Genomic DNA, 14,969 nt, shown 5'->3' on the forward strand with positions numbered 1-14,969 from the left:
CTGGCATGTTTTTACTGGACAGTCCCAATCTTTTAGTTATATTGGGAAGTTTAATAGAAAGAAGGTTATTGGATGGCTACACAAAGTACTTCCGTCAGAGAAAAGATAGCTAAGCACGCAAACAACAACAATAGTAAAAGCGATAAAATAATTCCAATTGTTCTAGCGATTATCGCATTGATTTCCATTCTTACTACAATTGGTATCGTCATTACGTTATTAACAGAAACAATTACATTCTTTACACGTGTTCCACTTACTGAGTTCCTGTTCACCAAAGACTGGCAGCCGTTCTCTTCTGATCCAAAATATGGTATTTGGGCATTGATTATCGGTACATTGAAAATCACAGTGATTGCTACTATCGTGGCAGTACCTGTAGGACTTGGTGCAGCGATTTACTTAAGTGAATACGCTTCTGAACGCGCTCGTAAAATCATTAAACCAATCCTCGAAATACTCTCTGGTATTCCTACCATTGTATTTGGTTTCTTCGCATTAACATTTGTAACACCTTACTTACGTGCAGTATTCCCAAGCTTAGACAGTTTCAACTCTATCAGTCCTGGACTTGTAGTAGGGATCATGATCATCCCATTAATTTCTAGTATGAGTGAAGAAGCAATGTCAGCTGTTCCTGAAAAAATTCGTGAAGGTGCATTAGGCTTAGGTGCTACAAAATTCGAAGTCGTGACAAGAGTCGTATTACCCGCAGCAACATCAGGTATTATGGCTTCTATTGTATTGGCCATTTCAAGAGCGATTGGTGAAACAATGATCGTATCACTCGCTGCAGGTTCTTCACCAACTGCTTCATTAGATTTAACTGGTTCAATTCAAACAATGACTGGTTACATAGTCCAAGTGGCAACAGGTGATGCAACATTCGGATCAACTGTTTACTACAGCATCTATGCAGTAGGTTTCACATTATTCTTATTCACACTCGTTATGAACATAATCTCTCAATGGATTACGAAACGTTTCAGAGAGGAGTATTAATCCCATGGCAGAATCTACTAAAACAAACCAAAATCTCGTCGATCAGCAGAAAGTTGAGAAAAAACTTTCAGGACGATTATCTACCAATAAATTTAATAAATGGGCATTCTTCGTTTGTACGTTAATTGGATTAGTTGTTCTAGCAGTGCTAATCATTCATACGTTGATAGAAGGTGTCGGACACTTAACGCCAGACTTTTTCACTAACTTCTCTTCTTCAACGCCTTCAATGGCAGGTATTAAAGGTGCCTTAGTCGGTACGATCTGGTTGATGATTACAATCATCCCAATCTCAATTATTCTCGGTGTAGGTACTGCAATTTACCTTGAAGAATATGCGAAAGACAATGCATTTACGAACTTCGTAAAAGTCAGCATCTCTAACTTAGCTGGTGTACCATCCGTTGTATTCGGGTTACTTGGTCTTACTATCTTCGTTAGAGGAATGGGTATCCCAGCACTTGGCTTAGGTAACTCAATCATCGCTGCTGCATTAACAATGTCATTACTCATCTTACCAGTCATCATTGTTGCAGCTCAAGAAGCGATCAGAGCTGTACCAAGCTCAGTAAGAGAAGCATCTTATGCACTCGGTGGTAATAAATGGCAAACCATTCGTCGCGTTGTATTACCCGCAGCGACTCCAGGTATCTTAACAGGATTTATCCTTGCATTATCTCGTGCATTAGGTGAAACAGCACCGTTAATCTTGATAGGTATTCCAACGATCCTATTACGTTTACCATCAAGTATTTTCGACCAATTCCAAGCACTACCAATGCAAATCTACAACTGGACAAAACAACCACAAGACGAATTCCAAAACGTGGCATCTGCCGGTATTATTGTATTACTCGTAATCTTATTACTCATGAATGCCATCGCTATCTTCTTACGTAATAAATACAGTAAAAAATATTAATACTTAAACACATACTTTTCTCTGTGAGAGATAAAATTGATCAAAGGAGTTTTAATTATGGCAAACCAAACTGAAACAAAAGAACAAGAGACAACAAAAGATCAAACAAACGATCAAACAGCCACAAATAATGAAACTGAAACTAACAAAACGACAGACGATACAAATAAAGATGTTGTCTATTCAGTTAAAAATTTAGATCTATGGTATGGTGAAAACCACGCACTCAAAAATATCAACTTAGATATTCTTGAAAATACAGTTACTGCAATTATCGGACCATCTGGTTGCGGTAAATCTACTTACATCAAAACATTGAACCGTATGGTAGAACTTGTACCATCTGTTAAAACAGCAGGTAAAATCTTCTATCGTGACCAAAACATTTTTGATAGTAAATACTCTGTAGAAAAATTAAGAACCAATGTAGGTATGGTTTTCCAACAACCAAACCCATTCCCTAAATCTATTTACGATAACATTACTTACGGTCCTAAAATCCACGGTATTAAAGATAAACAAACATTAGATGATATCGTAGAAAAATCACTTCGCCAAGCAGCGATTTGGGATGAATTAAAAGATCGCTTAAACACAAATGCTTACAGCTTATCTGGTGGTCAACAACAACGTGTATGTATCGCTCGTACATTAGCAATTGAACCAGACGTGATCTTAATGGACGAACCTACATCAGCACTCGACCCAATTTCAACATTAAAAGTTGAAGAACTCGTACAAGAACTTAAAGAAAACTATTCAATCATCATTGTCACTCACAACATGCAACAAGCTGCTCGTGTTTCTGATAAAACGGCATTCTTCCTTAATGGTTATGTAAACGAATATAACGATACAGATACAATCTTCTCTAATCCTTCAGATAAAGAAACAGAAGATTACATTTCTGGTCGTTTCGGTTGATTTCAATTGGCAATTATTAGACATAATTATGAAGGCCAGTTAGACGAATTAATTAAAGATTTACGTCGACTTGGCCTTCGTGTTTATCGCAACATCGATTTAGGTTTACAATCATTAAGTATAGATGACCGCAACTTTGCACGACGCGCGATAGCTAAAGACAGTGAAATCAATGAATTAGAAACTGAGATCAACGAAAAAGTAATCTTACTTATCACCAAACAACAACCAGTGGCATCCGATTTAAGACTCATGATGGCAGCGTTAAAAATTGCTTCTAATTTCGAACGTATCGGTGATAACGCAGCAAGTATTGCGGATATCCGTTTACGCGCTAAAATCACAGATACTTACGTGCTCAAACGTTTAACAACTATGGGTAAATTAGCCTTGCTCATGTTAACCGATTTAAAAGAAGCCGTAAAAAATAATGATTTGCTACTCATCAAAGAAATTATTGAACGAGATAACGATATTGATGATTTATATAAAAACATTATAAACACTTCTTATCTCATCGATAATGATCCATTTGTTGCTGGACAAGCACATTTGGCTGCACGTCATTTAGAACGTATCGGTGATCACATCGGTGATATCTCAGAAAACATTTATTATTACCTTACAGGTACTCGGTACGAAAATTATAATAAATAAACTATTAGCCATTTCAAATCAAATAGATGCCTTCCTATTTTGATTGATATTTCCTAAATAAAAAATGTGTCTCATATATATAGAAAGAGGTATCGTACATTTTAGTCTGTACGATACCTCTTATTTTGTGTGTAACGATAAATGAAAAATCTAATAAGGCACACGTTTGTAGATTTAATTAGAAATTAAGCATCAGCTTCAATTTCATCTGTTAATTGTTCTAATTCATCCACTAAGCTTCCAATATAACTGATTGTAGATTTCAATGGTTGATCCGTCGTAATATCGATACCAGCGATATTTGCTAGGTTAGCAGGTGATTCACTGCCACCAGCTTTTAATGTGTTCAACCAATCATCGACTGCTGGTTGACCTTCATTTTCAATACGTTGTGACATCACTGTACCGATAGTAAGACCTGCTGAATAAGTATATGAATAGAGACCCATGTAATAGTGGGGTTGTCTCATCCATGTTAATTCGGCACCTTCAGTAATTTGTACTTCATTACCGAAGAATTGTTCATAAACATCACGCATAATATGATTTAATTTAGGTGCTGTGAGTGATTCACCTTGATCGACTTTGCGATACACTTCGCGTTGATAAGTCGCTTCTAATAAGTGCGTAACCATATTGTGGTAGTATGTTCTAGAAATAATAGAACCAATGACCCAGCGTTTAAATTTAGGATCATCACTATTTTTGAATAAATAGTTTGCCATCAACATTTCATTCATCGTAGAAGGGGCTTCAACAAAGTACATAGAAGCTTCAGATTCTAAGAAAGGTTGATTGGCTTGTGCTAACGTGAAGTGTCCTGCATGACCTAATTCATGCGCAAGGACAAATGTTTCAGTCATTTTACCTGTCCAAGAGATAAAGACATAAGAATGTGTCGCATATGGACTCGCACAATAAGCACCTGTTTCTTTACCTTTATTTTGCGCAAAATCAATCCAGCGATCTTTGTATGCTGTTTCGACCATGTTTAAGTAATCTTCACCTAAGACTTTCAAGGCACCATAAATATATTGTTTAGAGTCTTCAATAGAAATATCTGGTTCGTATGTAGGGTCTACAGAAACTTGTAAGTCTTCAAATCTCATTGTATCTAAACCATGGATGCGTTTGATGAGTTTTGCATATTTTTGCATGATAGGGGCAAGATCACTCATAATAACGTCAATTTGACGATCGTACATTTCTCTTGTCACTTCATGATCTTGTAATAGATAATCAATCACTGAGTCATAGCCACGTAAGTCTGCTTCAATTTTTTCTTGTTGGACTTGCATGTTGTATGTTGCAGCAGTAGTATTTTGATATTTGCGTAACGCATCGCTGAAGTTCGCAAAGCTCTTACGTCTGAATTCGGGATCTGGATGATCTTCGTATTCATTTTCATAAGTCGCATAATCAAGTGGGTAAGTTTCACCGTTATGTTCAAATGATTCAAAAGCGATATCTAACATTTTTGTTGTACCATATAAATCATAAGCACTTTCTGTTGTTGGTGTAAGACTTGCGAGCACTTGTTCAACCTCTGTAGATAGGGCGTGTGGCTTACGACGTTTTAATTTCGTTAAGTAATTTTTATTCTCTGAAACACTGATTAAGTCATCGAGTTCAGAATCAGAGAGTTCTAATATTTCAGACTCAACAAATGATAATTTACTAGCTATTTTGCCGTAAGAAGTAGTGAGTTTAGCACTTAACGTTTGAGCGTCTTCATTTGCTGTATCAACGCTTAAGCGTAATTCTGCATAGTTACCTAATCGGTCGAGTTCGATGAGTAATTTCGCATATTCATCAAGTGCGTTTAATATCGTCGTGTTGTTGTCTAATTTTCCGCGATATTCATCATAAAATGTTTGTGCATCTTTAATAGATTGATCTAAAGCTTGATAAAAATCATCATCAGATGAAAACAGGGCAGTCAAATCCCAAGTTTCAGCTTCAGGCACATTACTTCTTAATGGTAATCCTTCAGTCATATAAACACTCCCTTATATTTGTTGTTTATTTCAATTATACATGAACTCAAATATAAAACCATAACAGATTGCTGTATCACGCGGCTTTAAAGCAGTGTGACTTTAAAAGCGTAAAGTGGTTTTCGTACAAGTTGTTGCATGCTTTATCCATAGCTTATCGATGTTATAATAAATTTAATACATGGAACGTATGAAAGATATGAAAAGGAGAATCTGCCTATGACGCTATTCGATCTACCTAATTATGTCATGTACACGATGATCGGCGTCGTGCTATTAACGTTATTTTGCAATTTAGTACTACAGAGATGGTTTACTGCAGCGGTAGTGACATTCGTTGTACTTGGAGTTGCAGCATTCGTCATACCTAACTTTGAAAATATTTCATTTAGAACCTTACTCGGCTATGCAGCATTCATGGCCATCATCAGTCTGATTATTAGCTTTTTAATTTGGTATTTTACTCGCAACTGGAGACGTAAACGCCGTGATAAGAAATTAGCAAAACAACTACGTAAACGTGAACAAATGCAACCACCATATCATCATAGACCACAAGATCAATCATTTTATGACCAAATGCGGCATCGACGTAGATAATTGTTAAGCAAGCGTTTAGTGCAAAGCTAACGTGAAATTGATCTGTGAGTATAAAGGATGACGCGAGGTTCAATGATTTAAATATATAAGCATTGTTGAAGAGCTGATTAAACTTATCAGTTCTTTATGAACGAAGAGGGATGCGCGAAACATGTTGAGGGGATTCAAAATGTGTCTTATATGATAACTTCCTATAATATATATTATGTAAACTAAAAGAGATTAGAAATACTTGCTATGTTTAATTAAATTATAATGAGTGAGTCATCGTAATATTTCGTTGTTGTAGCATATGCTATATGGTTACATGTTCATACTGTGACTTTAATTTTTCTGTAAACGCCTTGCATGTGGTCAATCATAGATCATAACACTTTTATATAGCTAATAAGTCATCCAACTAACAAATGCTAAACGACTTGTTATGGTCTCATTATATTTTTGAACCTTACAGGATTGCTCAACGCATTAACCATAGTCTACACGGAAATGAATGCTTCTTAGATTCATATATAGCATAAATAAGCATTTTGTAAGCAAAAAATGCTACAAGTATATCTTTAGAGCTCTCAATATAGTGCATTGCAGGTTTAACGATGGTATTTCAAACATTCATAATCAATACAGCGATGGCAAATATCATTAAAACCTTGTTATAATTGTTTAAAAACCTGTACATTAAACGCTATAGGTTTACATAACATTTCTATATTGAACTTTATTTTTGCTATATCACGTTAAAATATGGTATACAGTCTACTTATTGAGCTGTTTTATAATATATTTAGTATTCAGTAATGGTAACTAAATTTTATACAGTTAAGTTAAATATATATTCCTAATTAATAAACTGTTCGAATCATCCGTAACTAATATAAGTTATAACTAATATAAGTTATTTATTAAATACATTAACCACTGCATTATTGCAATTAGAATTAATGGTGCTATACTAAACATGAGATCGAGACAATAGCTTTTTATTTTTCGATATCTGCATATTGTCATGATCTCATAAAATTCACTTTAATTATCAAAAGTACATATAGTGTATGCTTTTGGTAATACAACCCACCCTAGAACTTTAGTGAAGCCTTAGATTTCACAGTCTTTGGCTAATCTAAAAGCTACCAATTTCGTTTGAAATTGGTAGCTTCTTTATTTTAGTGCTTTCTTTTTTAACTCAATACGTGAAATTACGCCTTTACTATAGGATTCAATTAATATTATACCAAAGGCGCACTTAACCACTTTAAAATAAATGTTTCTCACCCAACACGATATTTATTTTTTAACTTTCTTACGAATACTATCTAATGTGTTGAAAATCCAGTATTTCACTTTTCTAATTGGTTTATAGAAATCACCAATGAGCTCTTCGATTTGAACATTAAATCCACGTTTGAATCGGTATACACCGTAATCCTCGCTGTCTTCAGTGAAATCACCAGATAAACCGTAGAAGTTATATCTACTATAGCCATGTTCAAAGCAATAGTTAATCATGAACCAATGCATCATATATGGACCCATATATTGATTATATTTTTCAGAAGAACCACCTGAGAAGTAGTTCACTTCATATGCATTTGCAAAATAAACACCTGAAGCAAGATTTAGAATAGAACCGTCAGTTTGTCTTAATTCACTCGCATGTAACAATTCTTTTTGGTCATGATCGATTTGCTTATCGAGTTCTGCAATTTTTTTCAATTGTTTTTCAGATTTATTTTCTTTTTGCATCATTTGATCACGACGTGTTTCTAAATCATTAAGTGACGCTTGTAAACTTTCGACGTATTCATCTAAGTCGATATACGCTAATGGAACAAGTACTTTATCACCATAATTATCTAAGAAATTATAGAAGTAATCATCTGTTTTTGATGCAAAGCCTTGTCGTTCTTCTGTCTCACGATAAAGATCTAGGAATAAATCGAACTCATCACGATTAAGAAATCTTACTTTGACGCCGTAATTTTTCGCTTTATTAATATTACGTTTTCTTTGGCTATCAAATTGTTTTTTGATTGTTTTAGGTGTCTCATTTTCGAGGTTTAACACACCCATCCAGCGTACTTGGCTTGAACTATCATATTGAGTTGTAAAGCCATGGTGTTTGTATCCGAATGATTTAAATAAATTAACCACAGCATCATTTTGAGTCACATCTTCATGTTGATTTATATCTTTATCATAAATATTGTAAATCCAATAAGGATCCATTTTGACATATAAGCAATTATGTTGTTGTAAATATTTATCTAATTCTTTGAGATAAAAATCCACTAATCCTAGATCACTATAATCCATAACTGGGCCACGATTAGAATAATAAACATAACTACCCATCGTTGGTATTTTAGAAAAGAGGCTCGCAGCAATCACTTGGTTTTCGTCGTCTTTGATTCCTAGTAATACAACCTGAAAACCATCTTTTTCTCTTGTTGCTATATTTTCTTTAACCTGGAAATAATGACTCTCTAACGCTGGATTTTGTACAAAATTGTCATATTCTTTGACAGTTAATTCCGTAAATATCATTCTAACCTATTCCTTTCTGATTAACGTGATTTGAGTTTGTTTTGTAGCTTTTTCAATGTAGTATATACTTTGTACATGGGTTTGTTAACGGGTTTAATGAAATCACCGACATATTCTATTACATCAGCGTTAAAGCCTTTTTTGAATTTCACTACACCTGCGTCTTCTGCATCTTCACTGAAATCACCGCTAATACCATAGAAGTTATATCTATCGATACCGTGTTCTAATGCGTAATTAATCATTTCCCATTGGATTGCATAACTACCTGCAAAATGTCTGTATTTGTTTGCAGTACCTCCTGCATAATAGACAACCTCGAAAGGATTAATGATAAAGAACGCTGCAGATATAGGTAATTCGTTGCCGTGTTCTTGTTGTAATGACTGTGCATCTTCTATTTTATTTTCATTTGCTTTGAGATGCTCAGTAAGGTTTTCTTTTTTGTTCAACGATTTCTTATTATCTGGTCTTTTTTCTAAGTCTTTTTCGGCTTTGTTGATTTCTTTCGTTAAGTCATCATGTTCTTGATGAAGTTCTTTGAGATACTCATCAAAATCAATATACGCCATCGGTACGAGTACACGGTCTTTATAATATTTGTATCTATTGTAATAAAAACTATCTTCACGATCGATAAAGTTTTTAGATTCTGAGGTATCTTCCATAAATGAACGGAATAACGGTAGTTCTTCTTCACTCAGATATTTTACTTTTACCCCGTTTTTCTTAACTTTTTTAATATTTCTTTTTCTTAAACTATCCATATCATTGAGTACATCTTTGGCTGTTTTATCTCGTAAATCTAGGACAGAATGGAATCGAACTTGATATTCTTGGTGGAATCCTGTAGTGAATCCTTGATGTTGATAACCTAATTCTTTCATTTTATCAAATAACCAATCATGGCCTGCATTTTCAATCACATCACCATCGTGGTTTCTATATTGATATGCAACATATGGATCAACACGTAAATACAAACCACCATTTTGTTTTACGTATTTTGAAAGTTCATTGAAAAAGTAATGAACGAGTTCTTTATTTTCAAAGTCGATAACTGGACCTCTATTAGAGTAGAAATATTTGAATACTTTCATCACTGGTACTGCAGTTAATAAACAAGCTGCAATTACTTGATTATCATTGTCTTTAACACCAACTAAATGTGTTTCAGTGCCTTCAGCAATTTTTAATTCATAATTCCCCACCATTTGTGTGAAATGGCTGTTAGGCATGTTATCTGCAAATGATCCAAATTCTGTTGCTGTTAAATTTACAAATTTCATTATTATAACTCCTATTATATCTAAATTTCTATCTGATTCTTGTAGGAATCCTTAACCTCACCTATTATACAATACTCACTATAAAAACTAAATCAATAGGCGTCACTACAATGGGCTAATTTATTTGAACTACGTACGCTTTAGATTCCTCCACTATAATCGTATAGGATTCATTTTCAAATACATCAACTCGCGTTATTTTAGACGTTGCTGTTCCCTGCTTTGACTAGCACTTCTTGCTATGTACATAGCGTAGTTAGTTTATTGATTAACTAATTTATCGCTCAGGAGACCTGAACTAAACGATTTCTGATAAGCAATATGCATAAAGTAATTGTTGTGTCGCGTTTAATGAATCTAAGTGTGTACGTTCCATCGCATGTGATGAGTCAATACCTGCACCAAATAAACCATGTTTGATGTCAGCGCCCGCTCTGAGTGCTGCAGAAGCATCGGAGGTATAGAATGGGTAGATGTCTACTTTGTAAGGAATATCATTTGCTTTACATAGATCTACGAGTTGTTGACGCAATACTTTATGGTAAGGTCCTGAAGCGTCTTTAGCACAGATAGAAACGGTGTACTCATCAGAAGTTTGACCATCACCTAACGCACCCATATCTAATGCAATAAATTCCTTAATTTTAGGAGAAATAGATGCATTCGCACCATAACCGATTTCCTCATTATTTGAAATGTAAAATTGTGTTGTGTACGGTAAAGTGGTTTGTTCTGCTTTTAATTTTTTTAACAATTCAATAATCATCGCTACACTCGCTTTATCGTCTAAGTGGCGTGATTTAATAAAACCAGATTGTGTGATTTGCGTACGTGGGTCAAAGCTGACAAAATCCCCTACGTCTATGCCTAACTGTTCTGTGTCTTTTTTAGATGAAACTTTTTCATCTAATCTAACCTCGATGTGTTTATCATCCCGTGGAATTGCATCATTGTTTTGATAGACGTGCACACTTGTTTCATGAAGACAAATAGTGCCGTTATATACTTCACCTGAAGCGGTCTCGATTTCACAGTATTCCCCTTCAATCGCATTATAACTAAAGCCTCCGATCAGCGATAATGCTAATCGGCCATCTGCTTTAACTTCTTTGACCATTGCGCCTAACGTATCTACATGTGCGGTCACTACACGTTGTTCACTATCATTATCCCCTGGCACTGTAATCAATAACGCCCCTTTGTTCGTCGTTTTAGTATCAAAATCTAAAGCCTCAGCTTCATCTTTCACAAATTGAATCGCACGTTCCGCATTACCTGATGGACTGTTAATCTCTGTTAGTGCCTTAATTGTATCTAAAATACCATTTTCCATCTCAATCACCCTTTCTTTATCCTTAATTGTAACGAGAATCCTGTAAAAATGATACTTAATTGATATTTAAAATTGCTTGTGAACAAGAAGTATCATCACCCTACTTTTTTAGCAGTTGCTTCATCCTCCCTTATACCACGGACGTAGTACATAATCATGTATGGTGGATGATAGATGGTTGGAGTAAATGTGGCGTATCAATCACTCCATTTACACTATAAGGTTTACATAACATTTCTATATTTAACAAAAATAGAACCTTTCTCGTGATATTTTACATCTTGTGCCCAGCCATTAAACCTAATCGATTATGTTTTGTGCCAGCATCTGTGTACGAGATGGCTTTCGATACGCTTCCTTTGCCGTATTTTTGGTGTAAATAGTCGATTGTTTTAGCTAAGCGTTCATTTCGTTTGCGTTCGTATTCATTGATAAATAAATTGAGTTGACGGGTTTCTTCTCCAACAAATTGGGTTAATGACACGCTCAATGTACGATATAAGGCGCTTTGATCACATAATTGATCAGCAAAGTATTCGACGACTTTAAATATATCTTTTTCCAAATTAGTAGGTTCGTCTAACGTATACTGTTTGTGAACACTTCCGACATCACTATAGCCAAAGGAAAAGCTAATTGTCCGCGCGAGCTGTTTACGTTGACGCACCCGGGTCGCTACATCTTCAATCAATTCTTGCATCACAATTTTGGCCTCATCATACTTATAATCGCGCATGAGTATTTGACTTTTACAAATTGAAGGATTCGTCACTTTATACTTATCACGGACACGACTGCTATCGATACCGTTCGCATGTAAATGTAAATCGACCCCTATGATGCCAAAGTCACGTTTTAAATACTGATAAGAATAATTTGCTAAATCGCCTACAGAAAAAATACCGCGTTTATTCAATTTCATTTCTGTACGTTTATTAATGCCCCAAAACTCACTCAATGGCTGAATGCGCCACAATTTATTAGGTACATCGTGATATCGCCATTCAGCTAATTTCTCTGGTGTATGTTTCGCTTCCACGTCCATGGATACTTTGCTGAGTAACATATTCGAACCGATACCGATCGTGCAATCAATCTGTGTTTCTTCTTTAATTTCCTTTCTCAACTTATCGCAAAAAGAATATAACGTACTGCTAAAACGATGATAACTATCAGTCACGTCCATAAAGAATTCATCAATACTATATTGGTGAAGGTCCTCAGGTGCCACATAACGCAAAGCAATTTTAGAAATTTGTAATGACACTTCTAAATATTTACGCATGCTTGGATTAATAATATAAATATCGTTGTGATGCGGAATTTCGAATAAGCGTGAACCAGTTTTAACACCCATGGCTTTTAAAGCTGGTGTAGCTGCTAGTACTACAGAGCCTTGTCTTTTCGTATCTGCGACGATTGCGAGTTTCACTTTTGTTGGATCTAATCCTTTTTGAATACATGATACGCTAGCAAAAAAGCTTTTTTGATCTATACATAATACATCCCTATCTTCTAATAGATTATAGTCATACATGACGCGCTCCCCCCTAATCTATCATTGATCTTTATTGAGTTAGCATGGCTTTTCATGCTTAATATACGCATTGAACTTTTTGTATAGTTCTATTTTATACGAACACGTGTTCTATTTCAATACTATAGCGAACAAAAGTTCTATTTTAAATATTTCGTATAGCCTGTGTTATAATCGACTCGAATCATTATTTAAGGAGGGACGAACTATGCCAATCGTCAATGTAAAATTATTAGAAGGTCGTTCAGACGATCAACTTAAAGCACTAGTAGAAGAAGTAACAAACGCTGTAGAAAAAACAACAAACGCAGATAGAGAAGCTATCCAAGTCATTATTGAAGAAATGAAAAAATCTCACTATGCAGTCGGTGGCGTAAGAAAATCTGAACAATCTTAAAGCATACAAAAAACCCGGTAAGTCACGTTACATCACGTCTTACCGGGTTTTATAACTAATTAATCATTTAAGAACTTTTCAATTTCTTTTTTATTCGTATCTTTATCAATATCGAGTGCACTACCATCAGCCGGTGTATCGATATCTTGGAAAGAACCTTTCACAGGCACAGTGAGTGTATTTACATCTCTATCTCCACGTACACCGAAACTTAAGCCCGTTTGCATCAATGTCGTATCAGACATATTCGTGTTTAAATATCCTCGTAAAATACCCGCGACTTTAGGTAATTTCAATACGGTATCCGGTGTCACTAGTTCTTGTTTTAACGCCTGCATCACTTGTTGCTGACGTCTCACGCGACCAAAGTCACCTTCTTCGTCATGTCTAAAGCGCGCATAACCGAGTAACTCTTTCCCATTCAATCGCTGTTGTCCTTTTTCTAATGATACACCAATATTTTCTGACATGTCTTTTTCAACATTAATTGGGATACCGTTAGGATCTAATTCATCGACCATTTTTTCAAAGCCGGTAAAATCAATCACAGCGTAATATTCGGGGTCTATATTTAAATTTTGTTTTAATGTTTTACGTAATAATTCGGGCCCGCCAATGGAATAGGCAGAATTAATCTTATGCTGACCATGACCAGGTATATCAGCATAAATATCACGCATCACTGAGAGTAGTTTCATCTTTTTGTGAAGGTAATCATACTGCACAATCATGATTGAGTCTGTCCGAGAGATGCCAGCCTGTGCTTTGTCGGCACCGAGTACCATCACTGTGAGTTTACCATCATTGTTCACGGGACCATTAAATGGTTTCACTTTCATATTTTTACCATGATCTTTCGCATATTGAATACCTGAATGATAGCCATGGATACCGTAACCGATGACAACTAAAAACAGTAATACGACGACTAATAAGATTAAAGGTAATTTTTTAACCTTTTTCTTCTTCGTTCTTCGATATGTTACTTCATTTTCTGATCTTTGTTTCTTTTCTTCATTCACTTTATTCGCACCTTATATCTTCAAAATTACCTAGCTATGTACTATAATTGACACATACTAAAGTTATATAAAAAGAGTATAAAAATCAAGCGATATCTAAATAAATACATCTAAAGTCCAATATTTTTTGAGGGGGACGGACATGAATATCAATAAAGCTTATTTCGCAGGGGGATGTTTCTGGTGTATGGTGAAACCATTTGACACCTACGATGGCATCGAAAAGGTAACTTCAGGTTATATGGGTGGTCACGTAGACCATCCTACGTATGAACAAGTTAAACAAGGTAATACGGGGCATTATGAAACGGTCGAAATTGAATATGATGTCGCGTTATTTTCTTATCATAAATTACTCGATATTTTCTTTTCTGTCATCGATCCTACCGATGCAGAGGGTCAATTCCAAGACAGAGGCCCGCAATATCAAACCGCTATTTTTTACACCAATGAAAATCAAAAACAACTCGCAGAAGACTATATCGCTAAACTAGCTCAAACGTATGATAGAGATAAAGCCATTGCGACTAAAGTGTTGCCAGCTTCAGAATTTTTCGAAGCAGAATCATATCACCAAGATTTTTATAAAACACATCCAGAGCGTTATGCAGAACAACAACGTCAGCGTCAAGCACTGATGAAAGAACGTCAAAACAAACAATAATTTCACTTCATTCCAGGCGATCACACGCCGCTTATGGCACGCTTTTAATTTAAAATGACAAAAACTAACTTAACATACACA

13 protein-coding genes are annotated in these 14,969 nt (G+C 35.2%); 7 read left to right on the forward strand and 6 right to left on the reverse strand.

Going from position 1 to position 14,969, the window contains the following annotated elements; all coding sequences use genetic code 11:
- Positions 1-72 precede the first annotated feature (72 nt).
- From pstC to phoU, 4 genes are read left to right on the forward strand one after another with little or no spacing between them, the layout of a single operon-like run.
- A complete protein-coding gene (gene pstC, locus ACSBRB_RS02160; RefSeq protein WP_435031410.1) occupies positions 73-1,002 on the forward strand; it encodes a phosphate ABC transporter permease subunit PstC in 930 nt (309 codons plus the stop codon).
- 4 nt (positions 1,003-1,006) lie between these two features.
- Positions 1,007-1,924 carry a phosphate ABC transporter permease PstA gene (gene pstA, locus ACSBRB_RS02165; RefSeq protein WP_059106828.1) on the forward strand — a complete coding sequence of 306 codons (918 nt, stop codon included), beginning with the start codon at positions 1,007-1,009 and terminating at the stop codon, positions 1,922-1,924.
- Positions 1,925-1,981: 57 nt separating this feature from the next.
- Entirely contained in the window at positions 1,982-2,848 is an 867-nt protein-coding gene (pstB, locus tag ACSBRB_RS02170; RefSeq protein ID WP_435031411.1) for a phosphate ABC transporter ATP-binding protein PstB, read from the forward strand.
- A gap of 6 nt (positions 2,849-2,854) precedes the next feature.
- On the forward strand, positions 2,855-3,505 hold the full coding sequence (phoU, locus tag ACSBRB_RS02175) for a phosphate signaling complex protein PhoU (protein WP_059106830.1): 651 nt from the start codon (positions 2,855-2,857) through the stop codon (positions 3,503-3,505).
- A gap of 185 nt (positions 3,506-3,690) precedes the next feature.
- Here phoU and pepF read toward each other — a convergent pair whose 3' ends face one another.
- Positions 3,691-5,502 carry an oligoendopeptidase F gene (gene pepF / locus ACSBRB_RS02180; RefSeq protein WP_435031412.1) on the reverse strand — a complete coding sequence of 604 codons (1,812 nt, stop codon included), beginning with the start codon at positions 5,500-5,502 and terminating at the stop codon, positions 3,691-3,693.
- Positions 5,503-5,721: 219 nt separating this feature from the next.
- Between pepF and ACSBRB_RS02185 the strand changes: the two genes are divergently transcribed.
- Positions 5,722-6,102, forward strand: a complete 381-nt coding sequence (locus ACSBRB_RS02185) for a hypothetical protein (RefSeq protein ID WP_435031413.1) — start codon at positions 5,722-5,724, stop codon at positions 6,100-6,102.
- A 1,284-nt stretch (positions 6,103-7,386) separates the two neighbouring features.
- On the opposite strand, the gene ACSBRB_RS02190 is transcribed toward ACSBRB_RS02185, so the two are convergent.
- The 4 genes from ACSBRB_RS02190 to ACSBRB_RS02205 form a co-directional block, all read right to left on the reverse strand.
- Positions 7,387-8,646 carry an aminoacyltransferase gene (locus ACSBRB_RS02190; protein WP_435031414.1) on the reverse strand — a complete coding sequence of 420 codons (1,260 nt, stop codon included), beginning with the start codon at positions 8,644-8,646 and terminating at the stop codon, positions 7,387-7,389.
- 20 nt (positions 8,647-8,666) lie between these two features.
- Positions 8,667-9,935, reverse strand: coding sequence for an aminoacyltransferase (locus tag ACSBRB_RS02195; RefSeq protein ID WP_435031415.1), 1,269 nt, complete (start codon positions 9,933-9,935; stop codon positions 8,667-8,669).
- 298 nt (positions 9,936-10,233) lie between these two features.
- Entirely contained in the window at positions 10,234-11,268 is a 1,035-nt protein-coding gene (locus ACSBRB_RS02200) for a M42 family metallopeptidase (protein ID WP_435031416.1), read from the reverse strand.
- A 274-nt stretch (positions 11,269-11,542) separates the two neighbouring features.
- Positions 11,543-12,805, reverse strand: a complete 1,263-nt coding sequence (locus ACSBRB_RS02205) for a Y-family DNA polymerase (protein WP_435031417.1) — start codon at positions 12,803-12,805, stop codon at positions 11,543-11,545.
- A 208-nt stretch (positions 12,806-13,013) separates the two neighbouring features.
- Between ACSBRB_RS02205 and thmT the strand changes: the two genes are divergently transcribed.
- A complete protein-coding gene (gene thmT / locus ACSBRB_RS02210; RefSeq protein WP_435031418.1) occupies positions 13,014-13,202 on the forward strand; it encodes a 2-hydroxymuconate tautomerase in 189 nt (62 codons plus the stop codon).
- Between the two features lie 59 nt (positions 13,203-13,261).
- On the opposite strand, the gene ACSBRB_RS02215 is transcribed toward thmT, so the two are convergent.
- Positions 13,262-14,224 (reverse strand): LCP family protein, encoded by a 963-nt coding sequence (locus tag ACSBRB_RS02215; RefSeq protein WP_435031419.1) that lies wholly within the window; start codon positions 14,222-14,224, stop codon positions 13,262-13,264.
- 142 nt (positions 14,225-14,366) lie between these two features.
- Here ACSBRB_RS02215 and msrA point away from each other — a divergent pair, with 142 nt between their 5' ends.
- Positions 14,367-14,888: a peptide-methionine (S)-S-oxide reductase MsrA gene (msrA, locus tag ACSBRB_RS02220; protein WP_435031420.1), complete on the forward strand. Its 522-nt coding sequence runs from the start codon at positions 14,367-14,369 to the stop codon at positions 14,886-14,888.
- Positions 14,889-14,969 lie beyond the last annotated feature (81 nt).

The organism is Staphylococcus auricularis (genome assembly GCF_051172115.1).
In the GTDB taxonomy this organism is placed as follows: Bacteria; Bacillota; Bacilli; order Staphylococcales; family Staphylococcaceae; genus Staphylococcus; species Staphylococcus auricularis_A.